The organism is Streptomyces sp. NPDC001480, from assembly GCF_042894725.1.
Taxonomy (GTDB): Bacteria; Actinomycetota; Actinomycetes; order Streptomycetales; family Streptomycetaceae; genus Streptomyces.
In genome coordinates this window covers 1-13,330 of record NZ_JBIAVX010000009.1, presented here as the reverse complement: position 1 = coordinate 13,330, position 13,330 = coordinate 1, and the positions used below count along the sequence as shown (strand labels likewise).

At 70.3% G+C, this 13,330-nt stretch carries 13 protein-coding genes and 2 pseudogenes; 9 read left to right on the top strand and 6 right to left on the bottom strand.

Annotation, left to right across the window (positions count from 1 at the left end):
* Positions 1 to 233: 233 nt before the first annotated feature.
* The 7 genes and pseudogenes from ACFY01_RS22605 (at position 234) to ACFY01_RS22575 (ending at position 5,915) form a co-directional block, all read left to right on the top strand.
* Positions 234 to 1,076 (top strand): CPBP family intramembrane glutamic endopeptidase, encoded by an 843-nt coding sequence (locus ACFY01_RS22605; RefSeq protein WP_390737525.1) that lies wholly within the window; start codon positions 234 to 236, stop codon positions 1,074 to 1,076.
* A complete protein-coding gene (locus tag ACFY01_RS22600) occupies positions 1,073 to 2,398 on the top strand; it encodes a sensor histidine kinase (protein WP_390737524.1) in 1,326 nt (441 codons plus the stop codon). Before ACFY01_RS22605 ends, ACFY01_RS22600 begins: the two co-directional genes overlap by 4 nt.
* Positions 2,395 to 3,075, top strand: a complete 681-nt coding sequence (locus ACFY01_RS22595) for a response regulator transcription factor (protein WP_161243327.1) — start codon at positions 2,395 to 2,397, stop codon at positions 3,073 to 3,075. Before ACFY01_RS22600 ends, ACFY01_RS22595 begins: the two co-directional genes overlap by 4 nt.
* 155 nt (positions 3,076 to 3,230) lie before the next feature.
* A pseudogene (locus tag ACFY01_RS22590) lies at positions 3,231 to 3,521 on the top strand (transposase family protein); the annotation flags it as partial.
* Positions 3,522 to 3,544: 23 nt separating this feature from the next.
* Positions 3,545 to 3,925: pseudogene (locus tag ACFY01_RS22585) on the top strand (DUF5959 family protein); the annotation flags it as partial.
* A 96-nt stretch (positions 3,926 to 4,021) separates the two neighbouring features.
* Positions 4,022 to 4,153 carry a hypothetical protein gene (locus ACFY01_RS22580; RefSeq protein WP_390737924.1) on the top strand — a complete coding sequence of 44 codons (132 nt, stop codon included), beginning with the start codon at positions 4,022 to 4,024 and terminating at the stop codon, positions 4,151 to 4,153.
* Positions 4,154 to 4,469: 316 nt separating this feature from the next.
* A complete protein-coding gene (locus tag ACFY01_RS22575) occupies positions 4,470 to 5,915 on the top strand; it encodes an alpha/beta hydrolase (RefSeq protein WP_390737523.1) in 1,446 nt (481 codons plus the stop codon).
* Positions 5,916 to 6,030: 115 nt separating this feature from the next.
* Here the strand turns inward: ACFY01_RS22575 and ACFY01_RS22570 are convergent, their stop codons facing one another.
* From ACFY01_RS22570 to ACFY01_RS22550, 5 genes are all read right to left on the bottom strand, one after another.
* Positions 6,031 to 6,414 carry a phosphotransferase gene (locus ACFY01_RS22570; RefSeq protein WP_390737522.1) on the bottom strand — a complete coding sequence of 128 codons (384 nt, stop codon included), beginning with the start codon at positions 6,412 to 6,414 and terminating at the stop codon, positions 6,031 to 6,033.
* Positions 6,415 to 6,568: 154 nt separating this feature from the next.
* Complete coding sequence (locus ACFY01_RS22565) at positions 6,569 to 7,000, bottom strand: NUDIX domain-containing protein (protein WP_390737521.1); 432 nt, start codon at positions 6,998 to 7,000, stop codon at positions 6,569 to 6,571.
* Positions 7,001 to 7,140: 140 nt separating this feature from the next.
* Positions 7,141 to 8,019, bottom strand: a complete 879-nt coding sequence (locus tag ACFY01_RS22560; RefSeq protein WP_390737520.1) for an NUDIX domain-containing protein — start codon at positions 8,017 to 8,019, stop codon at positions 7,141 to 7,143.
* A gap of 75 nt (positions 8,020 to 8,094) precedes the next feature.
* Positions 8,095 to 10,128: an ATP-binding cassette domain-containing protein gene (locus tag ACFY01_RS22555; protein WP_390737519.1), complete on the bottom strand. Its 2,034-nt coding sequence runs from the start codon at positions 10,126 to 10,128 to the stop codon at positions 8,095 to 8,097.
* Positions 10,129 to 10,584: 456 nt separating this feature from the next.
* Positions 10,585 to 10,869 (bottom strand): hypothetical protein, encoded by a 285-nt coding sequence (locus ACFY01_RS22550; protein WP_390737945.1) that lies wholly within the window; start codon positions 10,867 to 10,869, stop codon positions 10,585 to 10,587.
* Here ACFY01_RS22550 and ACFY01_RS22545 point away from each other — a divergent pair.
* Positions 10,820 to 11,533 (top strand): ParB/RepB/Spo0J family partition protein, encoded by a 714-nt coding sequence (locus ACFY01_RS22545; RefSeq protein WP_390737518.1) that lies wholly within the window; start codon positions 10,820 to 10,822, stop codon positions 11,531 to 11,533. The two genes, ACFY01_RS22550 and ACFY01_RS22545, sit on opposite strands and share 50 nt — an antisense overlap.
* A 257-nt stretch (positions 11,534 to 11,790) precedes the next feature.
* Here the strand turns inward: ACFY01_RS22545 and ACFY01_RS22540 are convergent, their stop codons facing one another.
* Positions 11,791 to 12,171, bottom strand: a complete 381-nt coding sequence (locus ACFY01_RS22540; RefSeq protein ID WP_390737517.1) for a winged helix-turn-helix transcriptional regulator — start codon at positions 12,169 to 12,171, stop codon at positions 11,791 to 11,793.
* Between the two features lie 90 nt (positions 12,172 to 12,261).
* Here ACFY01_RS22540 and ACFY01_RS22535 point away from each other — a divergent pair, with 90 nt between their 5' ends.
* Positions 12,262 to 13,191 carry an NADP-dependent oxidoreductase gene (locus ACFY01_RS22535; RefSeq protein ID WP_390737516.1) on the top strand — a complete coding sequence of 310 codons (930 nt, stop codon included), beginning with the start codon at positions 12,262 to 12,264 and terminating at the stop codon, positions 13,189 to 13,191.
* Positions 13,192 to 13,330 lie beyond the last annotated feature (139 nt).

Sequence of the window (13,330 nt, the reverse complement as noted above, 5' to 3'; positions counted from 1 at the left end):
CGTGATCCCGCAATCGCCCCTTTCAAGGCCCCAACTGGAGTCCCTCAGCGGCCGGTGGGGCCTCTTCTGGGTGACGTCCCGCCCCTCTGTCCCCCGTGCGAGCTACAAGCGAGTGTCCACTGCACGGTGACGATTCCCCAACATCGAATCCGTAGTGTTCGAATCACCGCGGAACGCCGGGCCGCGGACCGGAGAAGGAACCGGAGTCGGAACCGGCAAGGGGAGCCCACGTCATGAAAGCCTGGAAGATAGTCCTGCAGGTAGTCGTCGTCTTCGCGGTCTATGCGGTGTGCGGCGGTCTCACCAACGGGGTGAAGGACAACCCCTGGCTTTCGCTCCTGGTGGGCGCCCTCACCGTGGCCGTGATGACCTTCGTCTACCGGTGGGCCGTGCGGCGCACCGAGAACCGCGAGGTGACCGAACTGCGGGGGAAGGAAGCGACGGGCGCCACCTTCTGGGGCCTGGTCTTCGGCACGCTGATGTTCCTCTGCGTCATCGGCAACATCTACTTCCTCGGTGACTACAAGGTCCACGGCATCGACTCGGTGAGCGGGGCCATCGGGCTGATCGGCTTCATGGCGGCCGCCGCCTCGACGGAGGAGATCATCTTTCGCGGACTGCTGTTCCGGCTGCTGGAACGCGGCACGGGCACGTACATCGCCCTGGTACTGTCCGGCCTCGTGTTCGGCGCCATGCACCTCCTCAACGAGGACGCCACCGGCGCCGGCGCCCTGGCCATCGCCATCGAGGCCGGCGCCATGCTCGCCGCCGGTTACGCCGCCACCCGCAACCTGTGGCTGCCGATGGGCGTGCACTTCGCCTGGAACTTCATGGAGTCCGGCGTCTTCAGCACCCAGGTCTCGGGCAACGGCGACACTCACGGTTTGCTGGACGCCACCCTGTCAGGCAACCATCTGGTCACGGGCGGCGAGTTCGGTCCCGAGGCGAGCATCTACTCGGTGGTCTTCGGCACGCTGCTGACGGTCTGCTTCCTGGTCGTGGCCCACCGCCGCGGCAACATCGTCCCCCGGTGCCGCGCCGAGCGCGTCGACACCCTCGCGGCGCTCGCCCGATGATGGAACAGCGATCCGCCGGTTCGCCGGAGCACTGGACGGACGGAGCCGGACACCGCGAGAGCGGTGCCGGGCACCGGCCGACCGGGCTCCGGCTCCGGCCGTTGGTGAACCGGGCCTGCCTGGACGGCATCCGACACCGTCTGGACAGCACCCGGAAGCGGCTCGGTGGAGTCTGGTACCGGCTGGACGTCGTCGTCCGGGACCTTCCCTTCGGGCTCCTCCTCCTGATCGGTTCCTTCCTCCCGGCGCTCCGCAGCAACGGAACGGTCATCGGGGGTGTCCCCGACCGCCCGCACGACGCGGTGGCCGTCGTGGTGATCCTCCTCGAGACCCTGCCCCTGGCGGTGCGCCGGCGGTGGCCGGCCCTCTCCCTGGCCCTGGTGTCCGGCGGGTTCGCCGTCGACCAGCTCCTCGGCTACCACACCTTCGCGGCCACCGCGATGGGCGTCGTGCTGGTGAGCACCGGCTCGCACCTGGAACGGCACCGCCGGAGCTTCGTGGCCGGCCTCACCGTGGCGTACGTGGCGCTGTCGATGGGTCTCTCCCACCTCGGCACGGGCGAGACCACCACGGAGTTCACGACCTTCTACATGGCGCTGGGCCTGGCCTGGGGCGCCGGAAGCTGGCTGCGCACCACCCGGCAGGCGGAGGCCGAACGTCGCAAGCGGGTCGCGGTGGAGACACGGAACGCCGAACGCACCCGGATAGCGAGGGAGTTGCACGACGTCGTGACCCACCACGTGACGGCGATGGTGGTGCAGGCGGAGGCCGCCCGCTATCTGACCGCCGCGCCCGAGCGGCTGGAGCAGTCCCTGAGCGCCGTCTCCGACACCGGGCGCCGGGCGATCACTGATCTGCGGCACCTGCTGGACCTGCTCAACCCCGATCACGGCACCGGGAACGGCGGCGATGCCGCGGCCGAGCCGAGGACACCGGCCGTCGGCCGCGTCCTGACCCTCGTGGAGCAGACCCGCCGGGCGGGCCAGCCGGTGGAGTTCACCGAGGAGGGCGCCCCGCCGGAGTCCACCGGCAGTTCCGACCTCGTGGCCTACCGGGTGGTGCAGGAAGCACTCACCAACGCCCTCAAGTACGCTCACGGCAGCCGCACTTCGGTCACCGTGCGGCACGGCGAGAGGGAGATCACCGTGGAGGTCAGCACGGACGGCACCGGCTCACGGGCCGCCGCCGTAGGTGGCAGCGGACGGGGGCTGGCCGGTCTGCGCGAGCGGGTCGACATGCTCGGCGGGGACTTCAGCGCGGGTGCCGTCGCGGGCGGCGGCTTCGTCGTCCGGGCGCGGATACCGGCCGGGGGCCGCTCGTGAACACACCTCCGCCGTCCGGGTCCGCGCCGACCCGGGTGCTCGTCTGCGACGACCAGGCGCTGATCCGCATGGGCCTGGTCACCATCATCGACGCCCAGCCCGACATGGAGGTGGTGGGCGAGTGCGGTGACGGCCGGAAAGGCGTCGACCTCGCCCGCGAGCTCGACCCGGACGTCGTGGTCATGGACATCCGCATGCCGGTCCTCGACGGCCTCGAAGCCACCCGCCTGCTGGCGGGGGCCGGGGTCGCCCACCCCGTCAAGGTCCTCGTGGTCACCACGTTCAACCTCGACGAGTACGTCTACGAGGCGCTGCGCGCCGGCGCGAGCGGCTTCCTCCTCAAGGACGCCCCGCCCGACCACCTGCTGCACGGCATCCGCACGGTCGCCATGGGCGCGGCGCTCCTCGACCCCGAGGTCACCCGCCAGCTCGTCGGCCGGTACGCGACCCGCATCCGCCCCACCGACGGCGCCCCCGAGGACATTCCGCTCACCCCCCGCGAGCTGGAGGTGCTGCGGCTGATCGCGGACGGCCTGTCCAACAGCGAGATCGCCGCCGCCCTCGTCATCAGCCAGGAGACGGTGAAGACGTTCGTCTCCCGCATACTCACCAAGCTGAACCTGCGCGACCGCGTCCAGGCGGTCGTCTACGCGTTCCGTCACGGCCTGGCGAGCTGAGCCCCCACGGGCCTGGACGGCCGGGGGCCAGGGTCTTTCGTCCGGATCAGGCCTGATCAGGGCGCGGTGCCAGACCCCGCGAGCCCGGCATGATCCGAACGAGAGGCCCTAAACGACGTCCCGTAAGCCCTGATCAGGCATGTGATGATCTTGGCGTGGGTGCGGTGGTGACGGCGGCAGAGCCGCAGTGGGTGGGCCTGTTCGCCGGACTGAACGGACGTCAGTTCCGCAGGCTCGTGGGACTCGTACGGCGCCGGGGCGGCGGCAAGCCCACCGGCGGACGGCCGTGGGCCTTGTCATGGGAAGACCGCATACTGCTGGTGGCGGCTTACTGGCGGACGAACCTCACGACGCGGCAGCTCGGCCCCTTGTTCGGGATCTCAGAATCCGCCGCTGACCGGGTCATCGACGACATCGCCCCGCTTCTCGCGCTGTCCCCCGTCCGGGGCCGGCACCCGGCGGGCGCAATAGCGTCATTCTCCGGATCGCAGGGAAGGAGGAGCGAACGCGTCCCAGCGAGGCCGATGCCCTGGTCGGAGAGTTCCTGGTCAACACGCCCTTCGTGCGTGGCGCCCTCAAGACCTGGGTCTTCCCCGAGGACCTGCGGCAGTGGCAGCAGGCCCTGGACTCGCTCGACGCGGGACAGAACATCGCCTGGTGCGAGGGGAAACGCAGCCCGTGGCTGTTCATCGAACTCAACGAGGACGATGACCGGTGCCAGGTCACGATCAAGGACCACTCAATGTCCCTGACGACGGTGACGACCACTGTCCCACTGGTCGATGCCTGGTTCGACGACGCATGCCGACGCCTCGGCTTCGTCTGCGAGACCTGGCTCATGACCGGCTGAGCCACGGCTATCGATGGGTTGATCCACAGGTCTTGACTATTACTCGTCACCGAGACCCGCGACCGCTCCGGCGCCTTCTACACCCTCGCCGAATGCATCCGCTCCTGGGGCGGCGAAACGTCCCACCAGCTCCTCGAGCGTCTCCACCGCGACCTGATCGCCTACAGCGGCGGTGAACTCGACGACGACATCGCCGCCCTCGTCGCCCGGCGGCGCACGAGCCACTGAGCCTGCGATGAGGCTCTGACCTGGGCAGACGCCCTGGAACTCGTTCGAGACGCGTGTGGCCGGGCACCCCGAGGTGCCGCCAACCGGCCCCGAACGCCTGCTGCTTGGCGCCCTCGCGACCCGCGTCTGCAAGGACGGGCGGCCCCGGCGATGCACCGAAGTGGTCAACCGGAGAAGGCCTGTTCAGGAACAACGCTGTGCGGAAGAAACCCTTTGGCTCTCTGTCTCGTCTTGCTTTCCGGCCGCAGCGAAACTGACCGGAAAGCAGGGACACTTGCCCAGACGGATTTCTCCCCTCATAGGACGTGGTACGGCCGTGGCTGCCGCTTTCGGGCTCGTTGCGTTCGCCGGGTCGCAGACGGCCGGCGCGGCGCCGGCCGTCGCGGTCACCGGGCCCGCCGCCCTCCACTGGTCCACCTGCCCTGCGGGCTCCGACGCGCCCCGCGGTACGTACTGCTCCACCATCAAGGTGCCCCTCGACCACGGCAGGCCGGACGGCCGGCAGATCAAGCTCACCCTGTCGATCGCCGGCGATCTGAACGCCCCGCGCACCCTCGTGGTCAACCCGGGCGGGCCGGGCGAGTCGGGTATCGGCACGGCCAAGCTGGTGTGGAGCTCGATGCCCGGCGACGTCGGGGCGAAGTACAACGTGGTCAGCTTCGACCCGCGCGGCGTCGGTGCAAGCACCCCGGTCTCCTGTGGGGACACGAAGAAACTGATCAAGCATCCCGCCGCGCCGTACACGCCCGCGACCGATGCGCAGGAGCAGGCGCGGCGCACCGTGGCCCGCAAGGTCGCCGAGCAGTGCGACGCGAACGCCAAGGCGCTGTTGCCGTACATCACCACTGAGAACGCCGCCCGCGACATGGACCGGATCCGTACCGCTTTCCACCGCGACAAGCTGGACTACCTCGGCTATTCGTACGGGACGAGGCTCGGCGCCACGTACGCGACGCTGTTCCCGTCGCACACCGGCCGCATGATCCTCGACAGCGTCGTCGATCCGAGCGTCACCACCTACGCCTCGCAGTTCGACCAGAATCCGGCGCTCCAGCACCGGGCGGACCAGTTCTTCGCGTGGGCCGCCAGGAAGGACGGGACGTATCACCTGGGCGCCAGCGGAGCGGAGGTGTCGGCCGCGTGGGACGCCGTCCGCAAGAAGCTGGACGCTCACCCTGCCGGCGGCAGAGCGGGCAGCGCCGAGCTGGACGATCTGCTTGCCTCCGCCATGTACACGGATCTGACCTGGGCAGACGTGGCCCAGGACGTCTCCGCATACCGGCGCGGGGATGCGAGCGCGCTGCTCGACGCCACCGACCAGCTCGCCTTCGGCGGCGTCAACCCGGCCCAACTCGCCTACAACTGCGTGGACGACGCGTGGCCCCGCGACTGGTCGGCCTGGCACCGGGACACGACGGCGTCGGCCCCCAAGGCTCCGCTGTTCGCCTGGCTGAACACCTGGTACAGCGCGCCCTGCGCGTTCTGGAAAGCCCCGACGGCCCGGCCCGTGAAGATCGGCTCGGTGCAGGTGCCGCCGGTCCTGCTGCTCCAGGCGAAGGACGACCCCGCGACTCCGGTCCAGGGCGCACGGCGCATGCACCAGGCGCTGGCCGGTTCCCGCCTCGTCGTCGCGGGCGGCGGCAACCACGGCCAGTACCTGTTCGACGGCAACACCTGCATGGACCGGCACGGCAGCCAGTACCTGCTCACCGGGCGTCTGCCGGCCGCCGACGCCACATGCCCGGCGACCCCGGCACCGTGAGGACCCACACCCGAACCCTGGGGCGCATTCGGACGGTCGGCGGCTGAGCCGCGACGCGGCGGTGGTTCGGCTGGAGAGCCGTACCACCGCCGCGTCCGCAGGCACGAGTTCCGCCCTACGGCACGGGCAGGTCCTCGGCCTGCCGGACGAGCTCGCGGACGAACCCTTCATCACCCGGCAGCAGATGCGACCGCGCCCCAGACAGGTGCCGATCGGTCTTTGCCACAGCGGGGCCGCTGCCGGCGGGAGCGGGCCGTGGGGGAGAGGACTGGTGGAGGCAGCGGGCCAGCGCGCCGATCCGTCGAAAGATCGCCCTCTCCCGCCCCGGTGCCAAAACGGTGCCGTGCAGCGGTGGGCCCGGCACCGCGGTGAGGACCACCGCCCGCAGGGTCTCGTCGGCGGCGACCAGCCGGGGCGCGGCCGCCCCCAGCTCCGGCGCCCACGTCCGTAGCCCTCGCACCTCCATGTGGTGGAAGCGCTCGTTTTGGTGCACCTTCACGTATCAGGTGCAGCCCTGGACACCGTGGACCCGCCACACGCGGCTCTCCTCGTGCGCCCATTTGGACTCGGAACTCATCCCGGCACCTCCGACGGTGCCGGCTTGCGAACGGACCGGACTCGGTGCCCGTTCCCGGTCGATGTGCGCACGCCGTTCACCAGCCCAACTGGGAGTAGACACGGCCCTCGGCGATGCCGGCCAGAGCCGTCCGGGTATAGGGGACGAGCCGCTCCGGGAGCTCATGCAGCGGCCACCACTGCCAGGCCAGGCACTTGTCGGTCTCCAGGACCTTCGGCTCTCCCCTCCAGCGGCGCGCGCGGAACACGAGCTGCAGCAACGGCTGGCCGCCCGGGGTGTCGACGACGTGCATGACGTGCGCGAGATCCACATCCGCAGGCTCGATGACCAGTCCCGCCTCCTCCCGAGCCTCCCGCACCAGGCACGCGACCGCGGGCTCCTGCTCGCACCTGTCGGCCAGGTAGTGCCACGTGTTTCCCGCGTACGCCGAGTCGGGGTGGCGCAGGCCCAGGAGCACCCGCCCCTCGTCGTCCTCCAGGTGGAGGTGGACACCGACACCGTTCAGCACGGTCCGGCTGCCCCCGTCCCAGGGGGCAGGAACCGCAGCTGGCCCGCCGCCCGGCGCGTTCTCGGCCGCGTGCCGGCGAATGAGGTCGCGCGTCGCGAAGCTCAGGCGGAGCCGGTTCAGTACGTCGGGGGTGAACCACCTCAGCAGCACGCCCTCGTGCAGCTGGAGCCGATCGGGGTTCCCGCGCCACCGGCCCGTGAACACCTGGACCGGGACGCTGAGACCGTCGACGCTGGTGGCCGCCTCCACGGCGTACGGCTCCAGGCCCTCCTGGCGGAGGTCGGGGACCTCCTCGGACAGCTCCCGCAGCAGCGTGCCCTCAAGGCCCTGGTCGTCGTGCGTGCGGCCCCCGCCGAGAAGGGCGAACGCTCCCTACTCCAGATGACACCGGGCTTGTGGTCGTGCAGACGGAGCAGGTACCGCCCGTGCCCGTCGTGGATGAGCGCGGACGCGTTCACCGGCTCCGGCCGGCCGTCCAGCCGCGCCGCGAGGAGTTTCGCGCGCAGTGTCGGCGAGGTGACCTCCGGCTGCGGGAGCCACTGGGCGCCGGAGACTTCGTCGTCCTGCAGCGCGATCGCGGGCGGCTCCTCGCTGGTGAGGAAGAAGACGTAGCGGACGTCGTAGGCGTCGATGCCGTGGACGTCGATGCCGTGGACGTCGATGTCGATCGGAGAGCCGAGCAGTTGCCGGGTCAGACACAGGGCGCCCGGCGCGATCCCGGCCTCCTCCGCCGCCTCGCGCAGCGCCGCGGCAAGCAGCGTGCGGTCCCCGGGTTCGATGTGGCCGCCGGGAGTGAGTATCAGGTCGCCGGTGGCCCGGTGCCGGATGTGCAGGACCCGTCCCTGCCGGTCGACGACGACGGCGCTGCACGTGACGTGCCCGGGCAGCGTTGTCCGGGCGGTCGCGTCGATGGGCCGGTCCAGCGCGGCGAGGAGGCCGGCCAGGGCGTCATGCTCGCCGGGGTGCCGGCCGAGGTACGCCTCGACGGTGCTGCGGACAGCGGTGGAGCTGGGTGGCATGGGCGTCGTCTCGCTTTCGATGTCGTGGGGGCGGGGGGCGAGCGGGCTGGGGAAAGGGGAGGTCGCTCGGGTGGATCAGCTCGCCGTCTCGTGGCCGGACAGCTGGGCGCCGCGGGGGCCGGGAACGCCGTCGGGTGCCGGCGCGATCCCATACTGCGCGGCCTGGGCGGTGAACATCCCCTGGTACAGACCGCCCTTGCGGGACATCAGCACCTCGTGGGTGCCGTCCTCGACGACACATCCCTGATCGAGGACGTAGATGTGGTCGGCGTGCATGGTCGCGGCGAGCCGGTGGGTGACGAGCACGACCGCGTGCCCCTCCTCGGCCAGGGACCACAGCCCCTCGAACGCCGCGATCTCCGCATGAGGGTCAAGGGCGCTGGTCGGCTCGTCTACCAGCAGGAACGGCGCCTGCCGGTACCTAGTGCGAGCGGACCCCAGCTTCTGCCACTGTCCGCCCGAGAGCTGGACACCTCGCTCGTAGCCCTTGAACACGATCGAGTCCCAGCCGTGCGGCAGGCCCTCGATCAGCTCGAGCACGCCCGCCTCACCGGCGGCCTTGCGGATGCGGGCCATGTCCCGGGGACGGTCGCCGGCACCGATGGCCACGTTCGCGGCCGCCGTCATCTCCCAGCGCGGGAAGTCCTGCGACAACAACCCGACTTCGGCGAAGATCTGGGCGCGCGCCGCCTCACGCAGCTCGACCCGCTCGCCCGACTCGCCCACCCACCACACGTCCCCCTCGGCGGGGAGCAGCAGTCCGGCCAGCACCTTCGTGAGGGTGGTCTTACCCGAACCGTTCGCACCCACCAGGGCTGTCACCTTCCCCCGCGGAACGCGCACGCTCACGCCCTTCAGGGAGGGGCCGTCGGCACCCGGATAGGTGAACGAGACCGCCTCCGTCCTCACCTCCCGCACGGGCGCGGGCAGCGGGGTACCGGCGAGCGGGATCGCGTTCTCGCTCGCCACGTTGATGGCGTCCTCGGTGTCGGTGAGGAACAACAGTTCCTCGTACAGCCGGTTGACCTGCTGCACCAGCGATGTGAGGCGCGCCGTCGACGTGCGGATGGCGATGACCGCGGTCCCGCCGACGGCGAGCGGCAGACCTCCGGTCGACAGTAGCCACCACAGCACCCCGTAGCAGGCCAGCGATGCCATACCGGCGAACGCGCCCGCGACCAGGTCCGTGGATGCCTGCGCCCGGGCCAGGCGCCGCTGCTCGGCCTCCGTCTGCCTCGACATCTCCTCGTAGCTGGAGAGCAGCTTCGTGCCGGCGGCGTGCACGCGGAGCTCACCGGCGGCGTGCGGGCGGGTCAGGTAGGCGAGCAGGGAGGCGATCGCCCTACGGTGGTCGACCCAGGTCATCCGGGAGAGGTAGTCACGGCGTGCGGAGCGGACTGCGCCCCACCCCTTGGGCAGGGCGATCGCCAGCAGCATCGGGAGCAGCGCCCAGTGCAGCGCGGCGAGCACGACCGCGGCCGCTGCCATGCCGATCACCACGTTGCCCACGCCGACCGACAGCCGCAGCATGCTGCGGGCCGAGTCTGTGCCGAACTTCCCCGCCTCCAGGATCCGCTGGACCTCAGGCCGCTCGGTCGCTTCCACCTCCACCCCGGTGACGGCCGTGTAGTAGCGGGCAGAGACCGCCCGCTCCACCTGGGGCTCCAGCCGGCCCGACATGGCCGTCGACCAGGCCGACAGCACGGCGCCGGCCACCGCCGCGACCGCGAGAACTACCAGGGACGGCAGAGCGTCGCTGAGCTTGTCCACGGTCGGACCGTCGGCGAACAGCTGCGTCAGGACGCCGTTGACCGCCACCAAACCCCACGCGGCCGTCACGCCCTGCCCGACTTCGGCCGCCACGACCCCCATCAGCGCGTGCCGGTCCGCCTTCCAGCCGGTGCGCAGCACCATGCCCACCATCCGCGGCAGCGCGGCCGCCATGTGCCCGAACTTCAGCCGGGTCAGCGGCCCTTCATGCCGGACGAAGGACTGGTCGTAGCGCAGCCGGCCCCCGTAAAGCTCCCGCTCGGCATCCGAGATGTTGTCCGCGGCTCCGGCCTGCGGATCGCTCGCGATCTTGCCGCTGTCTGGTTCGACTGGCGTCACTGCGTTCCCCCTCGTGGACGTGGTGGTGCTGCCGATGTGTTCAACGACGCCGCATGATTTCGAGCGCCTGTTCCTTTCGGACGGGTTGTGTGCCCTGTGATTTAGCGGTTTTCCGAGGGTGCGCAGTGCATCGACCCTTGCCGCGCAAGGGCCTGCGGTTCGGGGGCGATTGGCCGAAACGCCGACGTTCGGGCGCTGCAGCAGTTGCCGGTCAGTCGGAGCTCGTAGCTGGGCCTCACCCTGTTCGCCTGGGTGGAGGGCAGGCCCAGGCACAGCGTCATGACTGCGTCGTCGGTCAGCCCCGACGACCTGCTTCGGGTGGGTCAGCTCGGCAGATGATCGCCATGCTGTCCTCCGGGCCTTCGGCCGGCCCTGAGTGCCCTGCTGCTCAGCAGGCCCGGACAGTCGAGTTCGCTGTCCGGGCCTGCGGCTTGCGTGGCCATGAGGGTCATGAACTCAGCGAAGAGCGTCACGCAGGGCCTCCTCCAAGACAGGTAGCCGGTCAAGCAGCATCAGCGCTGCCTCGTGCCGCAGCCGTCCGTAGGCCTCAAGTGCGGCGTCGACGATGTGCGGTCGTTCCACTGGTACCGACAGCGGAGAGGCCGAGCAGAGCATGGCTGCACAGCCGACACGAAGCGAGGACAAGAGATCGTCCGCGGACGCCTTCGGGTTGGCCTCCTGGTAGGCCAGGGTGAGATCGGTGTATCCGGTGAGCCAGCTCTCCGCACTGTTGTCCAGCACGCTCTTGGGGGCACAGCCAAGACGCGCGATCTCCCAGGCGAGGTACGGGTGTGGGCGGTCGGAAGTCCACGATCGCACCGCGCCGCCTGCAAGCCCGACCACGGCTCACAACGAAACCCCACGCGTTCCCGTCAACCCCGTCAACCACCTGGCCCCAAACCCGTACAACCCGCGGGCCACCCTCGCGGCCATAGAGGAGATGGCGGACAGCCTCACAGGCAAGGGCATCATCCAGCCCCTTACCGTCGTCACCCGGGACGCCTTCCTTGCAGCCCATCCCGAGCACGCCTCGGACCTCACGAAGGCGCACTACGTCGTCGTCGACGGCAACCGTCGCCTCGCCGGCACCCAGCTCGCAGGCCTTGATGACGTCCCTGTCCACGTCGACGACTCCCTCGCCGGAGACGCCGACACCCTTCTGGAGACCGCGCTCACCGCGGCCGTCCAACACGAGGACCTCGAGCCCCTCGACGAAGCACGAGCCTTGCAGCGCCTGGTGCGAAGTGCACGGCTCTCAGCGGGCAGTCGCCCGGTCGCTCGGCAAGTCCAGCGGATGGGTCACCCAGAGACTTGCCCTCCTCAACCTGACCCCCGAGCTCAAGCAGGCCGTCTCCGAGAAGACGATTCCCCCGGATGTCGCCCGCACAGTCGGACAGCTTCCTGAACAGCAGCAGCGCAGCGCCGCGGGGGTGACCCGTCGCGGGTGCTTACGACGTAAGCACCCGCCTGTGGCCGGAGGCCCGACACCCATGGCCGGAGGCCCGATGTCCTGTCTCGCTCAATCGAGTCGTTTTCTCAGTGAACCGCGTCGTTCGGGCTTCTGTCTCAGCGAACCTAGTCGCGCGACTGAGGGGGCTGGGGGGTGCTGGATGGCTGTACCGGCTGGGGTGGATTCTGGAGGGGCTGTCCCTAGTGGGGGCCTCAGTCGCTTTGGGCGACCGGCTCGGGGTCGGCGTCGAGCGCATCGAGCACTGCGTCGCCGTTCGCCCTCGCCCACTCGGTCAGCATGTGGATCGGATCGATCAGTGTCGTCCCGAGCGGGGTGAGCTCGTACTCGACGCGGGGCGGCACCTCGGCGTAGGCGTGGCGGCGGATGAGTCCATGCGCCTCGAGCCGTCGAAGCGTCTGGGTGAGCATCTTGCGGGAGATGCCGCCGATCAGCTCGATCAGCTGGCCATGGCGCACCGGGCCCCTGCTGAGGCCGTAGAGCACGACCACCGTCCACTTGTCGGCGATCAGCTCGACCGCAAGACGCGCCGGACAGTCGGCGAGAAAGGAATCCCCGGGACCGAAACCGTTCATGGCGCCAAAGGTACCTGCGCCGAAGGTACCTGCTGGTTCCTATCAAATTCATAGCCTGGGTCCTCTCCCCCTTCCAAAGCCAGGAGAGTCATGCGAGTCATCACCCAGCAGACGCTCGGCGGTCCCGAGGTGCTCACCATCGTGGACGCGCCCGAGCCCCAGCCCCTTCCGACCGAGGTTCTCGTCCGCGTCAAGGCGATCGGGCTGAACCCGCTGGAGGCGCGCCTGCGCGCCGGCGAGTTCCCGTTGATCGGCCAGCCGCCGTTCATTCTGGGCTGGGACATCAGCGGCGTGGTAGAGGAGGCACCGGGGACGTGGCGGTTCAGGCCCGGCGACGAGGTGTTCGGGATGCCGCTGTTCCCGCGGGCGGCGAGCGCGTACGCCGAGGTCGTGTCGGCGCCGGCGTTGCACCTGGCACGCAAGCCGGCGTCGCTCTCGCACGTCGAGGCGTCGGCGCTGCCGGTCGTCGGGCTGACGGCGTGGCAGGGCCTCGTCGACCTCGGCGGCGTGAGGGAGGGCGACCGCGTCCTGGTCCACGGCGGTGGTGGCGGGGTCGGCCACGTCGCGATCCAGATCGCGAAAGCGCTCGGCGCGCACGTGATCACCACCGCCAGCGGAAGCAAGCGGAAGTTCGTCGAGGGGTTCGGCGCCGACGAGGTGATCGACTACACGGCGGTCGACTTCACCGAGGCGGTCCGCGACATCGACGTCGTGCTCGACACGATCGGCGGCGACACCGTCGAGCGGTCGCTCGAAGTGCTCCGCCCGGGCGGTCACCTGGTGACGGCGGTCGCCGAGGAGGATTCGGAGCTCATCGCCAGGTACGAGGCGGCCGGCATGCGCTTCAGCGGCATCGCGGTCGAACCCGATCCGGTCGCCCTGCGAGGTCTCGTCGAACTCGTCGACCAGGGCAGGCTCCGGGTCCACGTGCAGGAGACGTTCCCGTTCGAGCGCGTCGCCGACGCGCACCGGCTGCTCGACGGCGGTCACCTCCAGGGCAAGCTCGTCCTCACCGTCTGATCCCGTGGTGGGGGGGGGGGGGGCGCCCGGCCCCCCCCCGGGGGGGCCGGGGGGCCCCCCCCCCCGGGCCCCCCCTAGGGGACAACAAGACCAACCCCCACGCTCAAAACAAACACACCCCCCCCCGCACCCCCCGCCG

What these genes read in the sequence shown, in the direction of transcription:
- ACFY01_RS22605 (WP_390737525.1), top strand. Translation starts at nt 234, where the DNA reads ATGAAAGCCTGGAAGATAGTCCTGCAGGTAGTCGTCGTCTTCGCGGTC.
- ACFY01_RS22535 (WP_390737516.1), top strand. Translation starts at nt 12,262, where the DNA reads ATGCGAGTCATCACCCAGCAGACGCTCGGCGGTCCCGAGGTGCTCACC.
- ACFY01_RS22560 (WP_390737520.1), bottom strand. Translation starts at nt 8,019, where the DNA reads ATGCCACCCAGCTCCACCGCTGTCCGCAGCACCGTCGAGGCGTACCTC.
- ACFY01_RS22540 (WP_390737517.1), bottom strand. Translation starts at nt 12,171, where the DNA reads ATGAACGGTTTCGGTCCCGGGGATTCCTTTCTCGCCGACTGTCCGGCG.
- ACFY01_RS22600 (WP_390737524.1), top strand. Translation starts at nt 1,073, where the DNA reads ATGATGGAACAGCGATCCGCCGGTTCGCCGGAGCACTGGACGGACGGA.